Raw genomic sequence first — 8,184 nt, forward strand, 5'->3', positions numbered from 1 at the left:
GGGCGCTGACCTGGCCCATCACGCGCTCGTCCAGCTGGATCAGCGCCCAGAAGAATCCGCCGGACCAGATCGGCGTGTTCCGCCAACGCTGGGCCGAGGCGGTGAAGCCGGAAGGCGTGTGGGTGGCGCTGGAGGACATGCGCGACCCAGGCAACCTCGGAACCATCATCCGCACGGCGGATGCTGCGGGGGCGGCAGGCGTCATCCTCGCCGGGCAGTCCTGCGACCCATGGGCGGGCGACTGCGTGCGCGCCACCATGGGCTCGATCTTCGGCATGCCCTTGGTGAAGCTGGAGCAGCCGGCTTTCCTGTCACTTCTCAAGGAATGGCCCGGGGAAAGCGTTGGCACCCACCTCAAGGCCACCGACAGCTATCGCCGCGCCTACGCGTCGCCGTCCCTGATGGTCATGGGCAGCGAGGGGCGCGGTCTTTCGGAAGAGGCATCCGCCGCCTGCTCCACTTTGGTTCGCATTCCCATGAAGGGCGGGGCGGAATCCCTCAACGTGGCGATCGCCACCGGGCTCATGCTGTTCGAGGCGCAGAAGCTCTGAGTTGAGCCCAGCTCACCACCCTTTGCCCGATTTCGCCTTGAATCCAGCCTTGGACGGTTGAAGAGGATTGACTGGACCTTGAGCGGGGGTGGCCGTCCGGCCTATCCTCCGGCCAGCAGATTCCGGAGATCGAAATGAAGTCGCATGCGCGTGTGGTGGTTGTCGGTGGTGGTGTCATGGGCGTGGGGCTCCTCTACCACCTGGCGCTGGAGGGCTGGTCGGACATCGTGCTGATCGAAAAGGGCGAACTCACCTCGGGCTCCACCTGGCACGCGGCGGGCCAGTGCCCGCACTTCAACGGCTCGCTCAACATGACCAAGGTGCACCTCTATGGCACCGAGCTATACCCGCAGCTGGAAAAGCTGACCGGTCAGGCCGTGTCCTGGCACGGCTGCGGCGGTCTGCGCCTTGCCTGCACCGACGAGGAAGTGAACTGGCTGAAATACGTTTACGGCATCTCGCGGCTCGCGGGCTACGAGTGCGAGATCATCGGGCCCTCCGAGATCAAGCAGTACCACCCCTTCCTCGACACAACCGGCGTCAAGGCCGCCTTCCGGACGGTGACGGACGGCCACGTGGCCCCCGCCGACATCACCAACGCCATGGCAGCGGGCGCCCGCCAGCTGGGAGCAGAGATCGTGCGTCGCAACCGGGTGATGGACATCAAGCTGCTGCCCAACGGCGAATGGCGCGTGTTCACCGAGCAGGGCACCATCGACTGCGAGCACGTGGTGAATTCCGCCGGCTCCTACTGCGACGTGGTGGGCGCCTGGACCGGGCACAACGTGCCGATCGCCAACATGCTGCACCACTATGTGATCACCGAGCCGCTCAAGGAGCTGATCGACCTCGACATGGAACTGCCGGTGGTGCGCGACCCCTACTCCCATGCCTACCTGCGTGAGGAAACGAACGGCGTTCTGGTGGGCCCCTACGAGACCGCGACGGCGCATGTCTGCTGGGATGGCCAGCCGCCGCGCTGGGACTATGAAAGTGAACTGGAGGCCCCCGAACTCGACCGCATCATGCCCTGGCTGGAGCGCGCCACGGAGCGCCTGCCGCTGTTCGGCGAGACAGGCGTGAAGTCGATCATCTCGGGCGCCATCACCCACACGCCGGACGGCGTGTACCTGTCGGGCCCGGCGCATGGCCCAAAGAACTACTGGATGCATTGCGGCGCCTCGATCGGCATCTGCCAGGGTGGTGGCGCGGGCAAGTACCTCGCCCAGTGGATGGTGCATGGGCAGGCCGAGATCAACATGCGCGAGTTCGACCCGCGCCGCTTCGGCAACTGGGCAACCAAGGACTATACGGCCGAAGTCTCCGTCGCCGACTATCACCACATGTATTACTGCTACAAGCCGGCTGAGCAGCACGAGGTGGGCCGCGGCCTGCGGAAATCCTCGCTGTATGACAAGCTGAAGGCAGAAGGCGCACAGTTCGCGCAGATCTTCGGCTGGGAGCGCCCGCGCTGGTACGACACATCGGGCGAAGGCGAGAAATATTCCTTCAAGCGCTCGAACTGGTTCCCGGCTGTGAAGGAAGAAGCCCTGGCCGTGCGCGACCGCGTGGGCCTGATGGACCTCTCCACCTTCTCGAAATACGAAGTGACGGGCAAGGACGCCTTCAGCTTCCTCGAGCGCATCTGCGCCAACAAGATCCCGGCGAAGGACGGCGGCATCATCCTCGGCCACCTGCTGAACGAGAACGGCTTCATCGAATCCGAAATCACCGTGACGCGACTGGCGGCAGACCACTTCTACGTGCTCTCGGCCGCCGTCGCCCAGTTGCACGACCTTGACCAACTGAGCTGGCGCAAGCGTGAAGATGAGCAGGTGACGATCACCGACGTGACGGATGATTTCGGCGTGCTGGTGCTTGCAGGCCCCCTCTCCCGCGATGTGCTGAGCCAGTGCACCGACACCGACATCACCAATGCCTCCTTCCGCTGGCTGACGGGCAAGACGGCCACCGTTGCCGGTGTCGCGGGTGTGCGCCTGCTGCGCGTCAACTATGTGGGCGAGCTGGGCTGGGAACTCCACGTTCCCATGGCGCAGATGCCCAAGGTGTTCGATGCGCTGATGGCGGCGGGCAAGCCACATGGCATCCGACTGTTCGGCACCTATGCCATGAACGCGCTGCGCATCGAGAAATCCTACCGCGGCTGGGGCTCCGAGCTCACCGCCGAGATCGACATGATCGAGGCCTCGATGGAACGCTTCCTCAGGCTCGACAAGGAAGACTTCATCGGCAAGGCGGCCACGCTGCGCAGAAAGCAGCAGGGGCCGCGCATGAAGCTGGTCTACATCGAGGTGGACAACACCGACAGCGACTGCGTGGGCAATGAGCCGGTGTACCACAACGGCAAGAAGGTGGGCCTCACCACGTCGGGCGGCTTCGGGCAGAAGACCGGAAAATCGCTGGCCTTCGCCTATTTGCCGCCGGAGCTGACGGCCGTCGGCACCGAACTCGAGGTGATGATGTTCACCGAGATGCGCAAGGCGCGGATCATCCCCGAGTCGATCTGGGACCCGGCGAACGAGCGGCTCCGCGCCTAGAGGCCACCATGAAACAGGCACTGGCCACTGTAAGCTTGCTGGTGCCGAGCTACGACGCGGGCCTGCGGTTCTATGTGGACGTTCTGGGCTTTCGCCTTGTCGAGGACACACAGCTGGGCGGCGGCAAGCGCTGGGTCACGGTTGCGCCGCAAGGCGATGGCGGGGCAAGGCTTCTGCTCGCCGAACCGAGTACGCCCGAGCAGGCGGCGACCATCGGTCGGCAGGCCGGCGGGCGGGTGTTCCTGTTCCTCGAGACCGATGATTTCTCGCGTGACCACAGTCGTTACCTCGCAGCCGGCGTGACATTCCTCGAAGAGCCCCGGCACGAGGCCTATGCGACTGTCGCAGTATTCCAGGATCCCTTCGGCACAAAATGGGACCTTCTCGAGCCGACCCCTAAGGGCAGCCCGGCAACCTGACATGCTCACATGAACCGTCCCGCTTCCAGCCGCACACTCGTCGGCATCGGCCTGATGCTCACCGCCATGGCGGTGCTGCCCTTTCTTGACGCCATTGCCAAGTACCTCGGCCAGCAGGGCGTGCCGGTCATGCAGATCGTCTGGGCACGGCTGTTCTTTGGTACCTTCCTGACGATGCCTTTCGCCCTGAAGATGGTCGGGCCGCGTGGGCTTATCCCCAACATGCCGGTGATGCACGCGATCCGCGCCAGCCTGATGATCGCCGCCACGGGGTTCTTCTTCGCGGCCCTTCACTACCAGTCGATCGCCGACACGCTGGCCATCTTCTTCGTTCAGCCGCTGATCGTCACCCTGCTCTCGCCCTTCGTGCTGGGGGAGAAGGTGGGCATCCGGCGCTGGGTGGCCGTCATCATCGGCTTCATCGGCACGCTGATCATCATACGGCCGGGCTTTCAGGAGATCACGCCCGGCGTGCCGTTGTCGCTCGGCGCGGGGATATGCCTCGCGATCTACCTGCTGCTCACCCGGCGCATTGCGGGTTCCGCACCGGCCATGGTGACCACCTTCTACACAAGCCTGATGGGCGCCATCATCATGTGCGTCATCGTGCTGTTCGTCTGGCAGACGCCGACGCCCTCGCAATGGGTGCTCTTCATCCTGCTCTCGGCCATCGCCAATGGCGGGCACTACATGATCATCCGCGCCTATGACCATGCCGAGGCCTCCCTGCTCGCACCGCTGGCCTACAGCGAAATGATCATGGCCACCGTGCTGGGTTGGTACATCTTCGGCGACTTCCCCGACGTCTGGACCTTCGTGGGAGTGGCCATTCTTATCGCCTGCGCCATCTACATCTCATGGCGCGAACGGGTGCGGCACGTGGAGCCGATCCGGGATTTCGAACAGCCATAGGTGAGAAAGCGGCATGATCTGCCGCTCACCGCTGATCGAGCACCGCACGCACCGAGTCCATGGCCTCGAGCTGGGTGAGGTTCATGTGGAGCGGCGTCACCGAGATGCGGCGGTTGAAGGCGGCCCACAGATCGGTGCCGAGTGGCGGATTGCCTCGCTCGCGCTTGAAGCCGAGCCAGTAGTAGTTGTTGCCGCGCAGGTCGACGCGCTCGTCGACGGTCAGCAAGTTCACGTCGCGCTTGCCCTGGCGGGTCACTTCGACGCCCTGCACATCCTCCGGACGGCAGTCCGGGAAGTTCACGTTCATCAAGACGCCGGGACCAAAATCCATCTTCAGCAGATTCGCGACGATTGACGGGCCATGATGCTCCGCCACCTCGTAGGAGAAGCCGTTGCCGTGGATGCCGGTCACCTGGCTCATGGCGATCGACTTGAAGCCAAGCTGGGTGCCCTCCATCGCCGCGGCGATGGTGCCGGAATAAGTAACGTCATCAGCAATGTTCTGGCCGCGGTTGACGCCTGAGAGCACGAGGTCGGGATCGCCCGGCAGGATTTTACGCGCGGCCATCACCACGCAGTCGGTGGGCGTTCCCGCAACCTCAAAGCGCTTGTCCGAAATCTTGCGATAGCGGATGGGTTCCGACAGCGACAGCGAGTGCCCTGCCCCGGAATTTTCCTCGGCGGGAGCTACGATCCACACGTCATCCGAAATGCTGCGCGCGATGCGCTCCAGCGTTTCGAGACCCGGCGCGTGGATGCCGTCATCATTGGTGACCAGTATGCGCATGTGCCTCAGCCTCTCGTGATCGTGTCGGCGCTACCCATATAGGGGCGCAGTGCTTCGGGGATCGTCACCGAGCCATCAGCATTCTGGTAGCTCTCGAGGATCGCCACCATGGTGCGGCCCACCGCGAGGCCGGAGCCATTGAGCGTGTGAACGTAGCGCGTGCCCTTGCCATCCGCCGGCTTGAAGCGCGCATCCATGCGCCGCGCCTGGAAATCGCCGCACACCGAGCAGGACGAGATTTCGCGATAGGCGTTTTGGCCCGGAAGCCAGACCTCGATGTCATAAGTCATCCGGCTGCCGAAGCCCATGTCGCCGGTGCACAGGCGCAGCACACGGTAGGGCAGCTTGAGGGCCTGCAGCACGCTCTCTGCAGCACCCGTCATGCGCTCCAGCTCCTCGCGCGATTGCTCGGGCGTGGCGATGGAGACGAGCTCCACCTTGGAAAACTGGTGCTGCCGGATGATGCCGCGCGTGTCGCGCCCCGCGGCACCGGCTTCTGCGCGGAAGCAAGGCGTGTAGGCGGTGAGCCGCAGCGGCAGGTCCTTTTCTTCGAGGATGGACTCGCGCACCAGGTTGGTGAGGGACACCTCCGCCGTCGGGATCAGCCAACGGCCGTCGGTGGTCCTGAACAGATCATCGGCAAATTTCGGCAGCTGGCCAGTTCCATACATGGCGTTGTCATTGACCATGAAGGGCACGTAGTGCTCGGTGTAGCCATTCACACCCGTCTGGTGATCAAGCATGAACTGCGCCACCGCGCGCTCAAGGCGGGCAAGCTGGCCCTTCATCACCACGAAGCGCGCGCCGGAAATCCTGGCCGCGGCCTCGAAGTCCATAAGCCCCAGCCATTCGCCGATGTCGAAGTGCTGGCGGGGCTCGTAGGCGAAAGTGGCCGGTGTTCCCCAACGGCGAACTTCCAGATTGCCGGACTCGTCCTTACCGTCCGGAACATCATCGAGCGGGATATTGGGAATGACGGCAAGCGCGGCGCTGAGGCGCTGGTCGATGTCGCGCTCGACAGTCTCTCCCGACGCGATGAAATCCTTGATCGAGCCCATCTCGGCTTTCAGCGCCTCGGCCTTTGCCTTGTCGCCCGACTTCATGGCCTCGCCGATTTCCTTGGAGGCGGCGTTCCGGCGCGCCTGGGCGTCCTGAAGCTTCTGCACATGCTCACGGCGCTCGGCGTCGATTTTCAGAAGATCCGCTGCCATGGCCGGCAGGCCGCGGCGGGCCAGCCCTGAGTCAAATGCTGCCGGATTGTCGCGGATGGCCTTGATGTCGTGCATGTCTCTCAATCCCTTTTCGCGCCCTCCTATAGGACGCCGGACACCGAACGGGAAGACGTTTGGCTAGGTAGCGTCCTTGGCCGCTTCCGCCTCTTCGCGCTTCTTGCGGCGTGCCTCGATGAACCGCACGGCCTGCACTGACACCTCGTAAAGGGCCATCAGAGGCACCGCCATTGCGATCTGGGAGATCGGGTCCGGCGGCGTGAGAACGGCAGCCACGACGAAGACACCGACGATCGCGAACTTCCGGCCCGACTTGAGCTGCTCATAACTGACGATGCCAATCTGACCCAGCAGCGTCAGGATGACTGGCAACTGGAAACACAGTCCGAAGGCGAGGATCAACATGATCACGAAGTCGAGATAGCCCTGCACATCCGGCATCAGGGCGACGCCGGAATCGCCCGCGAGAATCGTGAAAAAGCGAATGGCGACGGGCAGCAGGAAGAAATAGACCAGCGCCGCTCCAAGAATGAAGAACAGCGGTGTGGCAATGAGATAGGGCAGGAAGGCCTGCTTCTCGCGCTTGTAGAGACCCGGCGCCACGAAACGGTAGATCTGCGTGGCAATCAGCGGGAATCCGATGAACAGTCCGCCGAATGCCGCAATCTTCAGCTTTACGAGGAACACGCCGAGCAGCTGGGTCGAAATCAGGTCTGCCTTCTGCCCCGTACCCCACACGAAGGGCAACGTCAGCAGATAGAGCAGTTCCTTCGAGAAGTAGAAACTGACAATGAAGGCAGCGCCAAAGCCCAGCACGCTATAGATCAGCCGAGTCCTGAGCTCGATCAGATGTTCGATCAGGGGTGCTTCGGACGCACTGATTTCATCGTCGGTCATGAGGCGTCCGCAGTCGATCCGGCAGTCTTGGTCTCGGGGGTGGCAGGCTTTGTTTCCAGGGAGGCTGGTTCGGCGGCACGCGGTGTGTCAGGTGCCGGTACTTCGCCAAACAAGTTCTTGAAGTCGTCTACCTGCTTCTTCGTCGCGTCCTCGGTTGCCTTTTTGGCGATCGAGGGTTCGATGAAATTGGCCGGGTTCTTGATGTTGTCGAATTCCTTCTTAACCTCGTCGAAGCCCGTTTCCTTCATCGCGCTGTCGAGGTGACCCTGGAATTCGCGAGCCATGCCACGCATTTTAGCCACGGTCTTGCCCAAGGCACGCAAGACCTTGGGCAAATCCTTGGGGCCGATGACGATGATCGCCACCAGGGCGACCACGAACATCTCGGTGTAACCGACTCCGAAGTCAAACATGTGTGTTTCCGGCTAGAGGCTCGCCGGCTTGCCTATCAGCTCTGGGCCTTTTCTGCTTCAGACTTCACCGCAGTCTGCTGCTCGATCGGCTTGGGATCAGCAGCAGGGGTGGCGTCGTCCTCGGCGAGGCCCTTCTTGAAGCTCTTGATGCCCTTGGCAACATCACCCATCAGGTCAGAAACCTTGCCGCGGCCGAACAGCAGCACCACGACCAGAATGACAAGTATCCAATGCCAGATCGACAGCGAACCCATGAGACAAACTCCCTTTCTCCGGAGAGATGCTAATCTCTCCTCAATGTTACGAGGCACTAAAGCAGAAACCCCGGCGCACCGCAACCAAGGCCGAATAGCCTTCAGATAGGTTGCAAACTGGCCGATTCAAAGACAAAAACATGTTCCGGGTCGACCCGGAACAT

At 62.8% G+C, this 8,184-nt stretch carries 9 protein-coding genes; 4 read left to right on the forward strand and 5 right to left on the reverse strand.

Annotated elements, in window-relative coordinates:
* The 4 genes from WCJ41_RS18550 to WCJ41_RS18565 all read left to right on the forward strand — a co-directional run.
* Positions 1-551 (forward strand): RNA methyltransferase (locus tag WCJ41_RS18550; protein ID WP_336907324.1); only part of this gene is annotated, 551 nt, incomplete at its 5' end.
* Between the two features lie 134 nt (positions 552-685).
* Entirely contained in the window at positions 686-3,109 is a 2,424-nt protein-coding gene (locus WCJ41_RS18555) for an FAD-dependent oxidoreductase (protein WP_336907325.1), read from the forward strand.
* A gap of 8 nt (positions 3,110-3,117) precedes the next feature.
* The gene (locus tag WCJ41_RS18560) at positions 3,118-3,528 is read left to right on the forward strand and encodes a VOC family protein (protein WP_336907326.1); all 411 of its coding nucleotides are present in this window, start codon (positions 3,118-3,120) and stop codon (positions 3,526-3,528) included.
* Positions 3,529-3,537: 9 nt separating this feature from the next.
* A complete protein-coding gene (locus WCJ41_RS18565) occupies positions 3,538-4,440 on the forward strand; it encodes a DMT family transporter (RefSeq protein ID WP_336907327.1) in 903 nt (300 codons plus the stop codon).
* 25 nt (positions 4,441-4,465) lie between these two features.
* Here WCJ41_RS18565 and surE read toward each other — a convergent pair whose 3' ends face one another.
* The 5 genes from surE to WCJ41_RS18590 all read right to left on the reverse strand — a co-directional run bounded on the left by surE (position 4,466) and on the right by WCJ41_RS18590 (position 8,020).
* Complete coding sequence (gene surE / locus WCJ41_RS18570; protein ID WP_336907328.1) at positions 4,466-5,227, reverse strand: 5'/3'-nucleotidase SurE; 762 nt, start codon at positions 5,225-5,227, stop codon at positions 4,466-4,468.
* A gap of 5 nt (positions 5,228-5,232) precedes the next feature.
* Entirely contained in the window at positions 5,233-6,513 is a 1,281-nt protein-coding gene (gene serS / locus WCJ41_RS18575; RefSeq protein WP_336907329.1) for a serine--tRNA ligase, read from the reverse strand.
* Positions 6,514-6,576: 63 nt separating this feature from the next.
* Positions 6,577-7,353, reverse strand: a complete 777-nt coding sequence (tatC, locus tag WCJ41_RS18580) for a twin-arginine translocase subunit TatC (RefSeq protein ID WP_336907330.1) — start codon at positions 7,351-7,353, stop codon at positions 6,577-6,579.
* Entirely contained in the window at positions 7,350-7,766 is a 417-nt protein-coding gene (gene tatB / locus WCJ41_RS18585) for a Sec-independent protein translocase protein TatB (RefSeq protein ID WP_336907331.1), read from the reverse strand. Before tatB ends, tatC begins: the two co-directional genes overlap by 4 nt.
* Before the next feature lie 35 nt (positions 7,767-7,801).
* Positions 7,802-8,020, reverse strand: coding sequence for a twin-arginine translocase TatA/TatE family subunit (locus WCJ41_RS18590; RefSeq protein ID WP_336907332.1), 219 nt, complete (start codon positions 8,018-8,020; stop codon positions 7,802-7,804).
* Positions 8,021-8,184: the final 164 nt, after the last annotated feature.

The sequence above is a fragment of the Aestuariivirga sp. genome (assembly GCF_037139295.1).
Taxonomy (GTDB): Bacteria; Pseudomonadota; Alphaproteobacteria; order Rhizobiales; family Aestuariivirgaceae; genus Aestuariivirga.